Origin of the sequence: Rathayibacter sp. AY1A2, from assembly GCF_002930935.1 — a bacterium.
Lineage (GTDB): Bacteria > Actinomycetota > Actinomycetes > Actinomycetales > Microbacteriaceae > Rathayibacter.
Window position 1 is genome coordinate 157,905 of sequence record NZ_PSTP01000004.1, and the last position, 15,804, is coordinate 173,708.

Here is a 15,804-nt window from a genome sequence, read left to right on the forward strand (position 1 = left end):
GAGCTCTTCTACTGGTGGCCAGCACGAACGCCCTCCACACGACGGCACGGCGCGAAGCCCTGCCGTGGGATCGTCTCGATTCCTGACCGGACCGCTGCTCCGACGAACGCCGGCGCCCAGAAGGGGCGCCGCTGCAGACGTTAAGGAGACAGACCTCTTGGAAGGTCCTGAAATCACATTCGCCGAAGCCGTTCTCGACAACGGCTCGTACGGCACCCGCACCGTCCGCTTCGAGACCGGCCGCCTCGCGCAGCAGGCTCAGGGCGCCGTCGCCGCCTACCTCGACGAGGACACCATGCTCCTCTCGGCCACGTCGGCCTCGAAGAACCCGAAGGACAACTTCGACTTCTTCCCGCTGACCGTCGACGTCGAGGAGCGCTCCTACGCCGCCGGCAAGATCCCCGGCTCGTTCTTCCGCCGCGAGGGCCGCCCCTCCACCGAGGCGATCCTGGTCTGCCGTCTGATCGACCGGCCGCTGCGCCCCTCGTTCGTCGAGGGCCTGCGCAACGAGGTCCAGATCGTCATCACGGTCCTCAGCATCGCGCCGGACGAGTTCTACGACGCCCTCGCGATCAACGCCGCGAGCGCGTCCACGCAGATCTCCGGCCTGCCGTTCTCCGGCCCGGTCGCCGGCGTCCGCCTGGCGCTCATGTCCGACGGCTCCGGCAACGACCAGTGGGTCGCCTTCCCCAAGGCCTCCCAGCTGGAGAACGCCGTCTTCGACCTCACCGTCGCGGGCCGCGTCGTCACCAACGAGGACGGCTCCTCGGACGTCGCCATCATGATGGTCGAGGCCGAGGCCACGGAGTCCTCCTGGAACCTCATCAAGGCGGGTGCGACCAAGCCCAGCGAGGACGTCGTCGCCGAGGGCCTCGAGGCCGCCAAGCCCTTCCTCCGCGCACTCGTCGAGGCGCAGGCGAAGCTCGCCGCCGAGACCGCGAAGCCGGTCAAGGACTACCCGGTGTTCCTGCCCTACGCGCAGGAGACCTACGACAACGTCGCCGAGCTCAGCTACGACGAGCTCGTCCGCGTGTACCAGATCGCCGACAAGGTCGAGCGGCAGGACGCCGACGACGCCCTCAAGGCGCGCGTCAAGGAGCAGATCGCCGAGCGCATCGCCTCGGGTCAGCTGTCGGCCGAGGCCTACAACCAGGTCGGAGCGGCGTACAAGTCCGTCACGAAGGTGGTCGTCCGCGGCCGCATCCTTCGCGACGGCGTGCGCATCGACGGACGCGGCCTCGCCGACATCCGCCCGCTCGACGCCGAGGTGCAGGTCATCCCGCGCGTCCACGGCTCGGCCATCTTCCAGCGCGGCGAGACCCAGATCCTGGGCGTCACCACGCTGAACATGCTCAAGATGGAGCAGCAGATCGACTCGCTGTCGCCCGTCACCAAGAAGCGGTACCTGCACCACTACAACTTCCCGCCCTACTCGACCGGTGAGACCGGCCGCGTCGGATCGCCGAAGCGTCGCGAGATCGGGCACGGCTTCCTCGCCGAGCGCGCCCTCGTGCCGGTGCTGCCGAGCCGCGAGGAGTTCCCCTACGCGATCCGCCAGGTCTCCGAGGCGCTGAGCTCCAACGGCTCGACCTCGATGGGCTCGGTCTGCGCGTCGACCCTGTCGCTCCTCAACGCCGGAGTGCCGCTGCGCGCCCCGGTCGCGGGCATCGCGATGGGCCTCGTGTCCGACGTCGTCGACGGCCAGACCCGCTACGCGGCGCTGACCGACATCCTGGGCGCCGAGGACGCGCTCGGCGACATGGACTTCAAGGTCGCCGGAACCGCCGAGTTCGTCACGGCCATCCAGCTCGACACCAAGCTCGACGGCATCCCGTCGTCGGTGCTCGACGCCGCGCTCAAGCAGGCCAAGGACGCCCGCACCACGATCCTCGCGGTGCTCACGGCGGCCATCGACCAGCCCGACGAGATGGCCCCGACCGCGCCCCGCGTGATCTCGGTGCAGATCCCCGTCGACAAGATCGGCGAGCTGATCGGCCCCAAGGGCAAGACGATCAACGCGATCCAGGACGAGACCGGCGCCGACATCTCCATCGAGGAGGACGGCACCGTCTACATCGGGGCCGTCGACGGTCCGTCGGCCGAGGCCGCGCGTGCGCAGGTCAACGCCATCGCGAACCCGACCAACCCCGAGGTCGGCGAGCAGTTCCTCGGAACCGTCGTCAAGCTCGCGACCTTCGGCGCGTTCGTCTCGCTCCTCCCCGGCAAGGACGGACTGCTGCACATCAGCGAGGTCCGCAAGCTCGCCGGCGGCAAGCGCGTCGAGAACGTCGAGGACGTCCTCGGAGTCGGCCAGAAGCTGCTCGTCCAGATCACCAAGATCGACGACCGCGGCAAGCTGTCCCTCGCGCCCGTCGTGGCCGAGGAGGCCGAGGCCGAGGCTCCCGCCGAGAGCTGATCCCTCCTGCACGACCGTGACGCCCGTCCCACTCCGGTGGGGCGGGCGTCCGTCGTCGGCGGGGGCATGGGGTACGGTGGCGGGACCGCGCCGCACCGCCACGACCGGAGGACTCCGTGACCGACCCGACGCCGCTGGCCACCGAGCCGGAGACGCCCCTCCTCTCGCGCACCCTGGGTCGGACCGGCCTCCCCGTGCATCCGCTCGCCCTCGACGGCTCCGTCTTCGGCTGGGCCGCCGGGATCGACGACACCACCGAGGTGCTCGACGCGTTCGGCCGCCTCGGCGGCACCCTGATCTCGACCGCGGACCACTACGCGACCGGTCGGAGCGAGTACATGATCGGCCGCTGGCTCGAGCAGAGCGGGCTGCGCGAGCGGATGCTGGTCGCGACGAAGGTCGGCCGGCACCCGGACGCGCCGGGACTCGCCCCGGAGGACGTCCGCATCGCGATCGAGGGGAGCCTCGAGCGGCTCGGCACCCGGATCGACCTGCTCTCGTTCGACAGCGAGGACCCCGGGATCCCCATCGCCGACAGCCTGGCGGCGGTCGCGCCGTTCCTGGCGGACGGCTCGGTCGGCGCCCTGGGCGCCGCGCACTTCAGCGGAGCCGCGATCACGGCGCTGCACGAGACGGCGACCGCGTTCGCGCTGCCGTCGCTCTCGGCCGTCGTGTCGGAGTACAGCCTGATGGAGCGCCGGACCTACGAGACCGACGTCGCCCCCGAGGTGGTGCGGCTAGAGCTCGGCACCCTCGCGCGGCTGCCCCTGGCGAGCGGCTACCTCACCGGCGCCCTGCGCAGCCGCACGGACGAGCCGGAGTCGGCCCTGTTCGAGGCGGGCCTGGACTACGTCGGCCGCCACGGCTCCCGCGTGCTCGCTGCCCTCGACGAGATCGCCGGCGCCCACGGCACGGAGCCCGGCGTGGTCGCGCTCGCCTGGGTGCTCTCGCACCAGGAGGTCTCGGCGGCGATCGTCCGGGCCCGGAACGCCGCGGAGCTCGAGTCGCTGTTCGCGGCGGCCGCGCTCCCACTGACCCGGAGCGACATCGCCCAGCTGGACCGCGTCTCCGCCTGAGGCTCTCGCCGGCTGGTCCGCCGCCGTCGGGCGCCGCGCCCCGCGCCGGGCTCGGAGCGGGGCGCGGCGAGGTTCAGCGGCGCAGGATGCGCGCCTCCCACGGGCCGAGCGTCGACCCGGTCGCACCGGCGACGTTGCCGAGGACCGTCTCGGCAGCCGCCCACTCCTCGAGCAGCGGCACCTCGAGCGGCTCACCGGACACGTTCCCGACGACGAGCAGCTCGCCCGGTCCGGTGCGCGTGAAGGCGAAGAGCGCGGGGTGCTCGGGCTCCAGCAGCGCGAAGCGGCCCAGCTGCACCGTCTCGTCGGCGTGCCGCAGCGCGATCAGCGCCCGGTAGTACTCGAAGACCGACCGCTCGGCGGCCCGATCGGCGGCGACGTTCACCTCGGCGGCGTTAGGGTTGACCGCGATCCACGGCTCGCCGGTCGTGAAGCCGGCCTGGAGGCTGTCGTCCCACTGCACCGGCGTGCGGGCGTTGTCGCGGCTCTGCGCGCGCAGCCCGGCGAGCACGGTCGCCGGGTCCTCGCCGCGCTCGCCGACGGCCTCGGCCCAGTAGTTCAGGGACTCGACGTCGCGGAAGTCCTCGATGCCGGCGAACGGGACGTTCGTCATCCCGATCTCGTCGCCCTGGTAGATGTACGGCGTGCCGCGCTGGAGGTGGAGGAGCGTCGCCCAGAGGGTCGCGGACTCGTAGCGGTGCGCGCCGTCGTCCCCGAAGCGCGAGACGAGACGCGGCTGGTCGTGGTTGCCGAGGTACAGGCTGTTCCAGCCGCGCTCGGCCAGGCCGTCCTGCCAGCGCGCGAGGTTGGCCTTCAAGGCGACCAGGTCCAGCGGCACCGGGTGGAACTTGTCGACTCCGTGGTCGATGCCGACGTGCTCGAACTGGAAGACCATGTCGAGCTCACGCCGCTCGGGATCGGTCACGAGCACCGCCTCCTCGAGGGTGACCCCGGGCATCTCGCCGACGGTGAGGAAGGAGCCCTCGCGGTGCGCGAACACGGCCTCGTGCATCTCGCGGAGGTACTCGTGGAGCCGCGGACCCACCCCTCCGACGATGCCCGCGCCGCCCTGCTCGCCGTCGACGGCTCCGACGTCCTTCGAGACGAGGTTGATCACGTCCATCCGGAAGCCGTCCACTCCGCGGTCGAGCCAGCGGTTCATCATCGCGTGCACCGCGTGCCGCACCTCGGGGTTCTCCCAGTTGAGGTCCGGCTGCTGCACCGCGAAGAGGTGGAGGAAGTACTCGTCCGTCGCCGGGTCGAGCGTCCAGGCAGGGCCGAAGAAGTAGGAGCGCCAGCCGTTCGGCTCGGCGACGTCGAGGCCGGCGCCGGCGGCCGCCTCGAGCTCGCGGCCGGGCTCGGCCGAGCGGCGCCCGCGGCGCCACCAGTACCAGTCGCGCTTCGGGTCCTCCTGCGAGGAGCGGGACTCGACGAACCAGGCGTGCTCGTCGCTCGTGTGGTTGACCACGAGGTCCATCACGATGCGGATGCCGCGCTCGTGGGCCTCCGCGAGGAGCAGGTCGAACTCCTCCAGCGTCCCGAACCGCGGGTCGATGTCCTCGTAGTCCGAGATGTCGTAGCCGTTGTCGTGCTGCGGCGACGGGTAGACCGGCGAGAGCCAGATCACGTCGACCCCCAGGTCGGCGAGGTGGTCGAGCTTCGAGCGGATGCCGCCCAGGTCGCCGATGCCGTCGCCGTTCGAGTCCGCGAACGAGCGCGGGTAGATCTGGTAGACGACGGCGCTCGTCCACCAGGGCGCGGACGTCTCCCGCTCGGGGGAGTCGGAGGTCGGGGCGGCGGTCTCGGAGGGGGTCGGGGCGGCGGAGTCCATGGTCGCGAATCTAGCCCGGACGGCCGACACGGAGGGGCCCGCCGCACCGCTCGCCGGCGCGAGTCGACCCCGCCGGCGGCGCCCGTGTAACGATCTGGTGAACCGTGCGCGACCCGGCGGAGTGGCGGCTCCGGCGCTCGGATACTCTCTCCCCTGGCGGGACCCGAGCCGCCGCAGGGAGAGTGGTGGCGTGCCCAGGGACAGGACCGGCGTCGTCGTGCGGGCTCCCCGTCACAGTGCCGTCCCGCTCCCGCCCGCGGCGTCCCGCGCAGCCTCCTCGAGCGGCGTCCTCGCCGAGACCGGCCCCGTCGAGCCGACCGCCGTCGCACCCTCGCACCGCCGGCCGATGGGCGACTCCGGCCACGACCTCTTCCCCTTCGTGCTCGACGCGGCGGCCCTCGGCCGCGACGACGGTGCCGCGCTGCTCGAGCGCTACGCGGCGTGGGGCGGCAACGGCGTCGTCGTCACCGACTCGAGCGTCGCGGAGGGCGTCGGCGGCTGGCCCGCCGGACACCGCGACCGGGACCGCTTCCTCCTGATCGGCCGCTTCGCCGCTCCGGTCGGCGCCCCCGCGACGCCACGTGCGCTGGTGGACCGTGTCGAGGGGGCGCTGCGCCGCCTCCGCACCGATCGCCTCGATGTGCTGGCGGTCCGCCCCGACGGGGCCGGACGCCTCGACGAGCTCCTCAGCGCTGTCGACGTGCTGCTGGCGCGCGGGCTGGTGCGGTCGGTGGTCGCCTCCGGATTCTCCCCGGAGGAGCTGTTCGAGGCGCGCGTCCTGGCCGCCCACGGGCTGCCCCGCCTCGCCGGCGCGGAGGTCCGCTGGAACCTGCTCGAGCGGCCCGGCTCGGAGGGCGACCTCGGCCTCGTCGCCGCCGGCCAGGGACTCGCCCTGCTCGCGACCGTCCCCCTCGCCCACGGGTTCCTCCGCGGCGCCGAGCGCACCCGCCGCGAGCTCGGCCGCCTGCCCGACGGGGCACTCGCCGCCGCCCACCTCGGGCGCCGCGGACGCCGGGTCCTCGCCGTCCTCGACGCGATCGGCGCCGAGCTCTCGGCCGTTCCCGCCGCCGTCGCCCTGGCCTGGCTGCTCGGCCGGCCGCGCCTGACCGCCGCGACGGTCGCCCCGCGCTCGCCCGCCGACGTGGACGCGCTGGTGCGCGCGGTCTCGCTCGAGCTCGACCCCGGACACCTGGCCGCGCTGGAGCGCGCGCGCCGCTGACCGCGCCCGTCCGCGACGCCCCAGGCACCTCTCCCGCCACGGCGCGACAGCCCGGCTCGGGCCGCCGTCGCGGTGGCCTAGGGTGGGCACGATGAACCACGGAGTCGCACTGCCCCTCGACCAGCCGGAGACGTCAGTCCGGGCCGCAGGCGGATCCACGGTCCGCCGCTCCGTCCTCCCGAGCGGTGTCCGCATCCTCAGCGAATCGGTGCCCGGCGCCCGCAGCGCCACGATCGGCTTCTGGGTCGCCGCGGGTTCGCGCGACGAGCGGCCCGGCCGCCCCGCGACCGCGGGCGAGCCCGCCGTGCCCTCCAACGTCGGCTCGACGCACTTCCTCGAGCACCTGCTGTTCAAGGGCACGCAGAAGCGGTCCGCCCTCGACATCGCCGTGTCCTTCGACTCCGTGGGCGGGGAGCACAACGCTCTCACCGCCAAGGAGTACACCTGCTACTACGCCAAGATCCAGGACCGCGACCTCCCGATGGCGGTCGAGGTGATCGCCGACATGGTGACCTCGAGCCTGATCGATCCGGACGAGTTCGAGACCGAGCGCGGGGTCATCCTCGAGGAGCTGGCGATGGCGGACGACGATCCGGCCGACGTGGCGGGCGAGAAGCTGTTCGAGGCCGTGTTCGGCGACCACCCGCTGGGCCGCCCGATCGGGGGCACCGCCGCGACCATCGGCGAGGCCACCCGGGACGCGGTCTGGGCGCACTACCGCGCCGCCTACCGCCCGCGAGACGTGGTGATCACCGTCGCCGGCGCCGTCGACCACGAGGCGCTCGTCGCGCTGCTCCAGCGGGTCCTCGTCGCCGACGGCTGGGACCTCGGCACGGCGGCCCCGCCCGTCGAGCGGCGCGTCGGCGGCCGTGCGTCCTACACCCGCGGCAGCGCCCTGTCGGTGGTGCACCGCCCCACCGAGCAGGCGAACCTGCTGGTCGGCTTCCCCGGTCTCGCCGCGGGCGACGAGCGGCGGATGACGATGGGCGTCCTCAACTCGATCCTCGGCGGCGGCATGTCCTCGCGGCTGTTCCAGGAGGTGCGCGAGAAGCGCGGCCTGGCCTACTCCGTCTACTCCTTCGCCCCGTCCTACTCGGACGCGGGCCTCTTCGGGCTCTACGCCGCGTGCACCCCGGCGAAGGCGGGGACGGTCGCCGAGCTCCTGCTCACCGAGTTCCACCGCCTCGCCGAGGACGGCGTCACCGACGACGAGCTCGCGCGCGCCCGCGGCCAGCTCTCGGGAGCGGCGGCGCTCGCGCTGGAGGACTCCGACACCCGGATGTCGCGCCTCGGACGCGCCGAGCTGACCTTCGGCGAGTTCGTCGACCTCGACGAGAGCCTGCGCCGACTCGCCCTCGTCGGCGCGGAGGACGTCCAGGCACTCGCGGCAGACTTGGCCCGGGGGCCGTCGTCGATCTCGGCCGTCGGCGCGGTCGACGAGTCGGCCTTCGCCGGGATCGCCGGGATCGAGAGCGCCTCCGCGATCTGATCCGATCGTCGAACGCCCGCTGACCGCGCACCGCCGCGCCGCACCAGGGAGGACCCCGTGTCCCACTACATCTACCTCGTCCGCCACGGCGAGCAGCAGGACGCCGAGCACGGCATGCCGGACGGCCCGCTCTCGGCCCGTGGTGAGCGCCAGGCGAGGCTCATCGCCGAGCGGCTCGGCGGAGTCCCCTTCACCGGAGCGTGGCACTCGCCGCTGCGCCGGGCCGAGGAGACGGCCGCGCGCTTCCAGACGCTTCTGCCGAGCCTGCCGCTCCAGCCGTCCTCGCTGCTGTTCGACTGCATCCCCTCGGGGCCGACCCCGGACATGCCCAAGGCGTTCGAGCCCTTCTTCGGCAGCGTCACCGCGGCCGAGATCGAGGCGGGGCACGCGCAGATGCAGGACGCGGTGGCCGAGTTCCTGGCGCCGTCGCGCGAGGACCGCCACGACCTCCTCATCACCCACAACTTCGTGATCGGCTGGTTCGTCCGCCACGTGTTCGACGCTCCCGACTGGCGGTGGCTGGGCCTCAACCAGGCCAACTGCGGGCTGACGATCATCCGCGTCCGCTCCCGCAAGCCGCCGGTGCTCGTCGTGCACAACGACCTCTCGCACCTGCCCGTGGAGCTGCGCACCGGCCTGCCCGAGGCCCAGCCGTACTGAGCTGCGGGCTACGCTGAGTCGGTGACTACCTCCGTCGCCGTGGTCGGCGCGTCCGGCCGACTCGGCTCGTTCACCTGCTCGCTCATCGAGGCGTCGAGCGAGTTCTCGCTCGTCGCGCGGCTCGGCTCGCGGAGCGATCCCGCCGAGATGCTCGCGGCCGACGTCGTCGTCGACATGACCGCGCCGGCCGTCAGCCAGCAGATCGTCGACTTCGCCGTAGCCAACGGGAGGAAGGTGCTCGTCGGCACCTCCGGCTGGACCGGCGACCGGATCGCGGCCCTCCGGCACAGCGTCGCCGAGCAGCCGGAGGCCGGCGTCGTGATCATCCCCAACTTCTCGCTGGGCTCGGTGCTCGCGACCGCGCTGGCCACCGTGGCCGCGCGCTTCTTCGACGCCGCCGAGATCGTCGAGACCCACGGCGCCCGCAAGGTCGACTCGCCCTCCGGGACCGCGGTCCGCACGGCCGAGCTGCTGCTGCGCGCCCGGGCCGAGCTCGGTCCGGTGCAGGCTCCGCACACCGACCAGCGGGCCCGCGGCCAGCAGGTCGCGAGCGTCCCGGTCCACAGCCTCCGCCTGCCCGGAGTGGAGGCGCGCCAGGAGGTCGTCTTCGGCGGTACCGGCGAGACGGTCACCATCCGGCACGACACCACCTCGCAGGCGTCCTACGAGCAGGGCGTCCTGCGTGCTCTCGACGCGGTCCGGACGACCTCGGGCGTGGTAGTGGGCCTCGACGCGCTGATCGACCTGCGCGCCGCCTTCGACGCCGCGCCTCTCGCCGAGCGGCCGGTCGACGAGCAGCCCGTCGTCGACCGGGCTCCGTCCGGCCAGGCCGCCGCAGCGACGAGCACCCCGTGAGGACCCGCGTCGGCGTCGTCCTGATGGCGGTCCTGCTCGCCCTCTACCTGTTCGTCTGCCTGCAGTACTCCGTCGTCGCCTTCGCCGCGGCGACGGTGCCCGGCATCGTGATGGGCGTCGGCCTGCTGATCCTCGGCGCCGTCGGCGTCTGGGGGCTCGTGCGCGAGCTGCTGTTCGGGCTCCGCGCCGAGAAGCTGGCCCGTCGGCTGGAGGGCGAGAACGCGCTGCCGCAGGAGGTCCTCGACTCGCGGGCCAGCGGGCGTCCGCTCCGGGAGGAGGCGGACGCGCTGTTCCCGCAGTACGCGGAGGAGGTCGACGCGCAGCCCGGGAGCTGGCGCGCCTGGTACCGCCTCGGCCTCGCCTACGACGCCAGCGGCGACCGCAAGCGCGCCCGAGGCGCCATCCGCAGGGCCATCGCGCTGGAGCACGAGGCTCCGGCCTGACCGCTCGGCCGCGACTCGAGCGCGGCTCTCCGGGCGAGAACCGCTCGGGCGCCCGGGATCAGGCGAGCACCCACTCCAGCGCCGCGCCGACCGTGCGGTGGCGGAACTCGAAGCCGTCGTCGAGCAGCCGCTGGGGGACCAGGCGCTGGCTCGAGAGCAGGAGCTCGTGCCCGGCGTCGCGCAGCGCGAGCTCGATGATCTTCTCGGGGACGGCCAGCTTGAACGGGCGGTGCAGCTGCTCGGCGAGGGTGCGCATCACGTCGTTCGCGGTCGCCGGCACCGGTCCGGCGAGGTTCACCGGGCCCGAGAGCGAGGACGTGAGCAGGTGGCGGATCGCCGCGGCCTCGTCGTAGAGGCTGATCCAGGGCCAGGCCTGATTGCCGCTGCCGAGGGGTCCGCTGAGACCGAGCTTCGTCAGGGGCAGGAGCGGCTTGAGCGCGCCGCCGTCGCCGAGGACGAGCCCGGTGCGAGCGGTGACCACCCGCGTGGCCTCGGGCGCGAGGTGGGCGGCCTTCTCCCAGCGGTCGACGACGTCGGCGAGGAACCCGTCGCCGCGCGAGGACTGCTCGGTGAGCTCCTCGCCCGGGCGGTCTCCGTAGTAGCCGACCGCGGAGGCGTTGATCAGCGTCGTCGGCGGGGTCGAGGACATCCGCATCGCGTCGGTGAGGGTCTGCGTGGACTGGATCCGCGAGTCGAGGATCTCCCGCTTGTAGGACGCGGTCCACGGCAGGCGGCTGATCGAGGCGCCGGAGAGGTTGATCACGGCGTCGACGCGGTCGAGCACGCTGAAGTCGAGCATGTGCGAGGTGGGCGCCCAGTGGAACTCGTCCGGGCTCGACGGCGCGTGGCGCACCAGGCGCAGGATCTCGTGCCCCTCGGCGCGCAGCTGGCGGGTCAGCTCGGAGCCGATCATCCCGCTGGCGCCCGAGATCAGGACGCGGAGCCGGGGAGCGGACGCGTCCGGCCGGGCCGAGGGCAGCTCGGACGGCGTCGACACGTGCTCGCCCGGCGTGCGCGCGGCGCGCCGCGGCGAGCCGGAGTCCGTGGTCCCGTCGTGGTCGGAGTGCCGTGCGGATGAGTCGCTCATGGTGCCTCCCGGAGCCGGTCGCGGGCCGCCCGCGAAGCGGACCCAGCCTAGAGCCTCACGCCCGGGAGCCGGCCGAGCGCCCGACCAGGCCGGCCCGCGCGAGCACGAGGTAGAGCTCGCAGCCCAGGCAGAGGCCGAACACGGCGTTGAGGAAGGCGGCGAGGAAGGCGACGGCCGCGGCGACCGGAACCGATCCCGGGACGCCGGCGACGTGCAGGAGGACGCCGGCGCCGGTCACCACCAGGCCGATCAGCTGGGCGAAGCGCGGCGGGCGGGCGTCCTCCCACTCGCGCGGCGGTGCCAGGTGCGGCCGGACCACCCGGCGGAACAGCACCGCCCAGGGGCCGGAGCCGACGCCGCGCGCGGCCGACCAGGCGAAGAGGGCGGCGAGCGCGAGCAGCAGGAGGAAGCCGGGCTGGGAGAGCCGGCCGTCGAGGTCGGCCCGGGCCGCGGCCGCGAGCCCGAGGCCCACGGCCGTGAGGAGGAGTGCGGCGGTGACTCCGGCGGCGACTCTGGGGCCGCGGGGATCGACGGTGCCGGACGGGGGAGTGGCGCCGGTGGTGGAGGGGGAGCGGGTGCTCATCATGTCTCCTGGAGTCGGTCGAGCTCGATGGTCAGGGCGGCCCGGGTCGGAGCGCCGCCGACGCGGCTGCGCGGAACTCCGTCTCGATCGAGCAGGAGGAGCGTGGGCGTCTGCCGGACGCGGAAGCGCGCCGCGAGGTCGGGGCGGTGCGTCAGATCGACGTCGAGGTGCGCCAGCCCGGGCCGCTGCTGGGCGAGCTCCCCGAGCATCCGTCGCACTGCAGGGCACCGCGTGCAGACGTCGGTCGAGAACTGCACGACTGTGGCCCGGGTCCCGAGCACTGCGCCGGGGACGAGCTCGCCGGGGTCGATCGCGGGGTCCTGGCGCGAGGGGGCGCTCGCGACGCGCCCGGAGCGGGCCCGATGGACAGCCCCGAGGACGACGCCCAGCACGACGAGGCCGAGCAGTGCGGCGAGGATCGTCACGGGCTCCATCCGGGAAGCGTAGGTCGGCGCGGGCGCTTCGCGGACGACTGTTTCGGGATGTGACGACGGCCGCGGTCGGAGCGTGGTCTAGGTTCGATCCGTGACCGAACAGAGCAGCCTCAGCGCAGACCCGAGCAGTCCCGTCTTCCGCAGCGATGTCGTCGTCGAGCTGGTCCGCGCGAGCGCCCACGACTCCGACGTGCTGTTCGCGGCCCGCGTCTCGACCCAGGGCGAGAAGACGCTCGCCGAGGCGCTCGACGGCGAGGAGTCCGACGCCGAGCTGCAGCGCAAGCGCGCCCGCGGCCTGATCAACTACCTCATGCGCGACCGCCACGGCTCGCCGTTCGAGCACAACTCGATGACCTTCTACGTGCAGGCGCCGATCTTCGTCTTCCGCGAGTTCATGCGGCACCGCATCGCCTCCTACAACGAGGAGTCGGGCCGCTACCGCGAGCTCCGTCCGGTCTTCTACGTGCCCGGCCCCCGCCGCGACCTCGTGCAGGTCGGCAAGCCCGGCGCCTACTCCTTCGAGCCGGGCACCCCCGAGCAGGCCGAGCTCGTCGCCGAGGAGACGCGCCGCGTCAGCACGCAGGCCTACGAGTCGTACCGGCGGATGCTCGGCGAGGGCGTCGCCCGCGAGGTCGCCCGGATCGTCCTTCCGCTGAACATCTACTCGTCGATGTACGTCACGCTCAACGCCCGCTCGCTGATGAACTTCCTCTCCCTGCGCACCAAGCGCGATGACTCGACGTTCCCCTCCTTCCCGCAGCGCGAGATCGAGATGGCGGCCGAGCAGATGGAGACGCACTTCCAGGAGCTGATGCCCCTCACGGCCGCCGCCTTCACAGCGAACGGCCGCGTCGCCCCGTAGCCCGCCGCCCGGCGAGGACGAGCGGGCCGTCCCGCCCGATCCGCCTGCTGCCGTCCGCGCGGGCGGCTCCGGGAACCTCCTCCCGGCGGCGCGGCGGCGACCCGCTACCCTGGCAGCGTGTCAACTCCGGAGAATCCCTTCGGCCAGGTCCTGGTCGCCCTGGTCACCCCGTTCACCGCCGACGGCGAGGTCGACTGGCCCGGTGTCGAGAAGCACATCGACGACTGCATCGCAGCGGGCGCGGACGGCATCGTGGTCACCGGGACCACGGGCGAGACCAGCACCCTGACCGACCCGGAGAAGATCCGCCTCGTCGAGGTCGGCCGCTCGGTCGCGGGGGGCCGCGCGAAGATCATCACGGGAGGCGGCTCGAACGAGACCGCCCACGCCATGCAGCTCGCCCGTCAGAGCGAGAAGGCCGGCGCCGACGGCAACATGATCGTCACCCCGTACTACAACAAGCCCACGCAGGCGGGCGTGCTCACCCACTTCCGGATGATCGCGGATGCGACGGACCTGCCGGTGATCCTCTACGACATCCCCGGCCGCACCGGCGTGCCGATCCGCTACGAGACGATCCTGCGGGCGGCCAAGCACCCGAACATCCTGGCCGTGAAGGACGCGAAGGGAGATCTCTCCGAGGTCAGCCGCGTGCTCAACCAGACCGACCTGATGTACTTCTGCGGCGACGACGCGAACGTGCTGCCCGAGCTCGCCATCGGCGCCACGGGGCTCATCGGCGTCACCGCGAACATCGCTGCCGCGCCGTACCGCACGATCGTCGACGCCGTGAACGCGGGCGACCTCCACGCGGCCACCCGTGCGCACCAGCAGCTCGAGCCGCTCGTGCGCGCCGTGATGACGCACGTCCCCGGGACCGTCGCCGCGAAGTACATCCTGCACGGCCTCGGCCGCATCTCCTCGCCGCGCGTGCGGCTGCCCCTGGTCGGCCCGGAGGAGTCGGAGGCGGCGCTCATCGAGGACGAGCTCGGCCTGGTCCGCGACATCCCGGGCGTCGACTTCCGCAACTTCCGGCCCGACCGCAACGCCGCGGCCGGCGGCGCCCTCCCGAAGGTCGCCGGCACCACCCGCTGAGCCCGAGCGGCACGTCCCGAGAAAGCACCGCTGGAGAAGGAGGGCGCATGCCCGGTCCCGTGATCATCCCCGCCCCGCTCGCTCCGGGAACGCTCCGGATCATCCCCCTCGGCGGCCTCGGCGAGATCGGCCGCAACATGACCGTCTTCGAGATCGACGGCAGGCTCCTGGTCGTCGACTGCGGCGTGCTCTTCCCGGAGGAGGACCAGCCGGGCGTCGACCTGATCCTCCCGGACTTCACGCCCATCCGGGACCGGCTCGACGACATCGTCGGAGTGGTCCTCACCCACGGCCACGAGGACCACATCGGCGCCGTCCCCTACCTGCTCCGGCTGAAGCGCGACATCCCGCTGATCGGGTCCACCCTCACGCTCGCCCTCGTCGAGGCGAAGCTCAAGGAGCACCGGATCACGCCGTACACGCTCACGGTGAAGGAGGGCGACGTCGAGAACCTCGGGCCCTTCGAGCTCGAGTTCGTCGCCGTGAACCACTCGATCCCGGACGCGCTGGCCGTGTCGATCGTCACCGACGCGGGCTCGGTGCTGCACACCGGCGACTTCAAGATGGACCAGCTGCCGCTCGACGGCCGGATCACCGACCTGCGCGCCTTCGCCCGCCTCGGCGAGGAGGGAGTCGACCTGTTCATGGTCGACTCCACCAACGCCGACGTCCCCGGCTTCACGCCGAGCGAGCGCGACATCGGCCCGGTCATCGAGAGCGTCATGGCCAGGGCGACCCGCCGCGTCATCGTCGCGAGCTTCTCCAGCCACGTGCACCGGGTGCAGCAGGTGCTCGACGCGGCCCACGCCACGGGCCGCCGCGTGGCGCTGCTCGGCCGCTCCATGGTCCGCAACATGCGCATCGCCGCGGATCTCGGCTACCTGCACGTCCCTCCGGGAGTCCTGGTCGACATGAAGAAGTCGGGCGACGTCCCCGAGGACAGGATCGTCTACATGTCCACCGGGTCGCAGGGCGAGCCGATGGCCGTCCTCAGCCGGATGGCCAACCTCGATCACCAGATCGAGCCGGGGGAGGGCGACACCGTGATCCTCGCCTCCAGCCTCATCCCCGGCAACGAGAACGCGGTGTACCGGGTCATCAACGGGCTCACCCGGCTCGGAGCGACCGTCGTGCACAAGGGCAACGCGAAAGTGCACGTGTCCGGGCACGCCGCGGCCGGCGAGCTCCTCTACTGCTACAACATCCTCAAGCCGCTGAACGTGATGCCGGTGCACGGCGAGTACCGGCACCTGGTCGCGAACGCGCAGCTCGCGCGCGAGACCGGGATCGCGGAGGAGAACACGATCATCGCCGAGGACGGCACCGTGATCGACCTGCTCGACGGCAGGGCGACCGTCGTCGGACGGCTCGACCTGGGGTTCGTCTACGTCGACGGATCGTCGGTGGGCGAGATCACCGACGCCGACCTCAAGGACCGGCGGATCCTCGGCGAGGAGGGCTTCATCTCGATCATCGTGGTGGTGGAGGCGGGCACGGGGCGGATCGTCGTCGGCCCCGAGATCCACGCGAAGGGCTTCGCGGAGGACGACAGCGTCTTCGACGAGGTCAAGCCGCGGATCGCGGCCGCGCTCGAGGAGGCGGTGCGGAACGGGGCGAGCGATCAGCACGCGCTCTCGCAGGCCGTCCGTCGCGTCGTCGGCCGCTGGGTCAACACCTCCTACCGCCGCCGGCCCATGATCGTGCCGCTCGTCATCGAGGCCTGAGCCTCCCGGCCGGCGGCCGATCGGCGCCGG

Annotated in this window: 14 protein-coding genes; 10 read left to right on the plus strand and 4 right to left on the minus strand. The window is 72.8% G+C overall.

Annotated features, from left to right (window positions below):
- Positions 1-157 precede the first annotated feature (157 nt).
- Complete coding sequence (locus tag C5B93_RS06245; protein ID WP_104226293.1) at positions 158-2,416, plus strand: polyribonucleotide nucleotidyltransferase; 2,259 nt, start codon at positions 158-160, stop codon at positions 2,414-2,416.
- Between the two features lie 116 nt (positions 2,417-2,532).
- The gene (locus C5B93_RS06250; protein ID WP_104233259.1) at positions 2,533-3,492 is read left to right on the plus strand and encodes an aldo/keto reductase; all 960 of its coding nucleotides are present in this window, start codon (positions 2,533-2,535) and stop codon (positions 3,490-3,492) included.
- 73 nt (positions 3,493-3,565) lie between these two features.
- Here the strand turns inward: C5B93_RS06250 and C5B93_RS06255 are convergent, their stop codons facing one another.
- Entirely contained in the window at positions 3,566-5,323 is a 1,758-nt protein-coding gene (locus C5B93_RS06255) for an alpha-glucosidase (RefSeq protein WP_104292044.1), read from the minus strand.
- 190 nt (positions 5,324-5,513) lie between these two features.
- Between C5B93_RS06255 and C5B93_RS06260 the strand changes: the two genes are divergently transcribed.
- The 5 genes from C5B93_RS06260 to C5B93_RS06280 all read left to right on the plus strand — a co-directional run bounded on the left by C5B93_RS06260 (position 5,514) and on the right by C5B93_RS06280 (position 9,989).
- On the plus strand, positions 5,514-6,542 hold the full coding sequence (locus tag C5B93_RS06260; RefSeq protein ID WP_146078453.1) for an aldo/keto reductase: 1,029 nt from the start codon (positions 5,514-5,516) through the stop codon (positions 6,540-6,542).
- 91 nt (positions 6,543-6,633) lie between these two features.
- Positions 6,634-8,031, plus strand: a complete 1,398-nt coding sequence (locus C5B93_RS06265) for a pitrilysin family protein (RefSeq protein ID WP_104224504.1) — start codon at positions 6,634-6,636, stop codon at positions 8,029-8,031.
- Between the two features lie 57 nt (positions 8,032-8,088).
- Positions 8,089-8,691: a histidine phosphatase family protein gene (locus C5B93_RS06270; RefSeq protein WP_104224462.1), complete on the plus strand. Its 603-nt coding sequence runs from the start codon at positions 8,089-8,091 to the stop codon at positions 8,689-8,691.
- A 21-nt stretch (positions 8,692-8,712) separates the two neighbouring features.
- The gene (dapB, locus tag C5B93_RS06275; protein WP_104292046.1) at positions 8,713-9,546 is read left to right on the plus strand and encodes a 4-hydroxy-tetrahydrodipicolinate reductase; all 834 of its coding nucleotides are present in this window, start codon (positions 8,713-8,715) and stop codon (positions 9,544-9,546) included.
- Positions 9,543-9,989, plus strand: a complete 447-nt coding sequence (locus C5B93_RS06280; protein WP_104233263.1) for a tetratricopeptide repeat protein — start codon at positions 9,543-9,545, stop codon at positions 9,987-9,989. Before dapB ends, C5B93_RS06280 begins: the two co-directional genes overlap by 4 nt.
- Before the next feature lie 58 nt (positions 9,990-10,047).
- Here the strand turns inward: C5B93_RS06280 and C5B93_RS06285 are convergent, their stop codons facing one another.
- The 3 genes from C5B93_RS06285 to C5B93_RS06295 are packed head-to-tail and all read right to left on the minus strand — an operon-like array spanning position 10,048 to position 12,093.
- Complete coding sequence (locus tag C5B93_RS06285) at positions 10,048-11,076, minus strand: TIGR01777 family oxidoreductase (protein ID WP_104238626.1); 1,029 nt, start codon at positions 11,074-11,076, stop codon at positions 10,048-10,050.
- Positions 11,077-11,131: 55 nt separating this feature from the next.
- Positions 11,132-11,659: a DUF4395 domain-containing protein gene (locus tag C5B93_RS06290; RefSeq protein ID WP_104233265.1), complete on the minus strand. Its 528-nt coding sequence runs from the start codon at positions 11,657-11,659 to the stop codon at positions 11,132-11,134.
- Entirely contained in the window at positions 11,659-12,093 is a 435-nt protein-coding gene (locus C5B93_RS06295; protein WP_104233266.1) for a thioredoxin family protein, read from the minus strand. Before C5B93_RS06295 ends, C5B93_RS06290 begins: the two co-directional genes overlap by 1 nt.
- A 91-nt stretch (positions 12,094-12,184) precedes the next feature.
- On the opposite strand from C5B93_RS06295, the gene thyX reads away from it, so the two are divergent.
- The 3 genes from thyX (at position 12,185) to C5B93_RS06310 (ending at position 15,774) form a co-directional block, all read left to right on the plus strand.
- Complete coding sequence (thyX, locus tag C5B93_RS06300) at positions 12,185-12,955, plus strand: FAD-dependent thymidylate synthase (RefSeq protein WP_104292047.1); 771 nt, start codon at positions 12,185-12,187, stop codon at positions 12,953-12,955.
- 117 nt (positions 12,956-13,072) lie between these two features.
- Positions 13,073-14,050, plus strand: a complete 978-nt coding sequence (gene dapA, locus C5B93_RS06305; protein WP_104224469.1) for a 4-hydroxy-tetrahydrodipicolinate synthase — start codon at positions 13,073-13,075, stop codon at positions 14,048-14,050.
- Between the two features lie 47 nt (positions 14,051-14,097).
- Positions 14,098-15,774, plus strand: coding sequence for a ribonuclease J (locus C5B93_RS06310; protein WP_104224470.1), 1,677 nt, complete (start codon positions 14,098-14,100; stop codon positions 15,772-15,774).
- Positions 15,775-15,804 lie beyond the last annotated feature (30 nt).

Excerpts from the sequence above, each read along its gene's own strand:
- C5B93_RS06310 (WP_104224470.1), top strand. The coding sequence starts at position 14,098 with ATGCCCGGTCCCGTGATCATCCCCGCCCCGCTCGCTCCGGGAACGCTC.
- C5B93_RS06255 (WP_104292044.1), bottom strand. The coding sequence starts at position 5,323 with ATGGACTCCGCCGCCCCGACCCCCTCCGAGACCGCCGCCCCGACCTCC.
- C5B93_RS06265 (WP_104224504.1), top strand. The coding sequence starts at position 6,634 with ATGAACCACGGAGTCGCACTGCCCCTCGACCAGCCGGAGACGTCAGTC.
- C5B93_RS06295 (WP_104233266.1), bottom strand. The coding sequence starts at position 12,093 with ATGGAGCCCGTGACGATCCTCGCCGCACTGCTCGGCCTCGTCGTGCTG.
- C5B93_RS06290 (WP_104233265.1), bottom strand. The coding sequence starts at position 11,659 with ATGAGCACCCGCTCCCCCTCCACCACCGGCGCCACTCCCCCGTCCGGC.
- C5B93_RS06285 (WP_104238626.1), bottom strand. The coding sequence starts at position 11,076 with ATGAGCGACTCATCCGCACGGCACTCCGACCACGACGGGACCACGGAC.